This is a genomic window from Streptomyces viridosporus (genome assembly GCF_002078235.1).
Taxonomy (GTDB): domain Bacteria; phylum Actinomycetota; class Actinomycetes; order Streptomycetales; family Streptomycetaceae; genus Streptomyces; species Streptomyces viridosporus.
This window is the reverse complement of sequence record NZ_MSGP01000587.1, coordinates 1-524: the sequence shown is the minus strand read 5'-3', so window position 1 is coordinate 524 and position 524 is coordinate 1. Positions and strand designations below refer to the sequence as shown.

The 524-nt window shown below is 74.8% G+C and carries 1 protein-coding gene; it reads left to right on the top strand.

The annotated features are described in order from the left end of the window. The coding region (locus B7L92_RS33475; RefSeq protein ID WP_304364727.1) for a 3-oxoacyl-[acyl-carrier-protein] synthase III C-terminal domain-containing protein at positions 1-456 on the top strand (456 nt) is incomplete at its 5' end. Between the last annotated feature and the right edge of the window lie 68 nt (positions 457-524).

Genomic DNA, 524 nt, shown 5'->3' with positions numbered 1-524 from the left:
CCGACGAGCACGCAGGTGGAGGCCGGCGGGGAGGGCGGGATCGGCCCGGTGCTGTGGGGCTCGGTGCCCGAGATGGGGCATGCGGTGCGGATCGAGGGGACGCCGCCGCGGTTCGCCCAGGAGGGGCAGAGCGTCTACCGCTGGGCGACCACGCGGCTGCCGACCCTCGCGCGCCAGGCCTGCGAGAAGGCGGGACTGACCCCCGAGGACCTCGCGGCCGTCGTGCTGCACCAGGCCAACCTGCGGATCATCGAACCCCTCGCGCGCAGGATCGGCGCCGTCAACGCCGTCGTCGCCCGCGACGTCACCGAGTCCGGCAACACCTCGGCCGCGAGCATCCCGCTCGCCTTCTCCAAGCTCATCGAGCGGGGCGAGGTGTCGACCGGCGACCCGGTCCTGCTGTTCGGCTTCGGCGGGAACCTGTCCTACGCGGGCCAGGTCGTGCGCTGCCCCTGACCGTCCGGGCGCCCCGATTCCCCTCCGCTTCCTCCGCTCCCGGCGCTCCCGGTCCCTCCTGCCCCGGC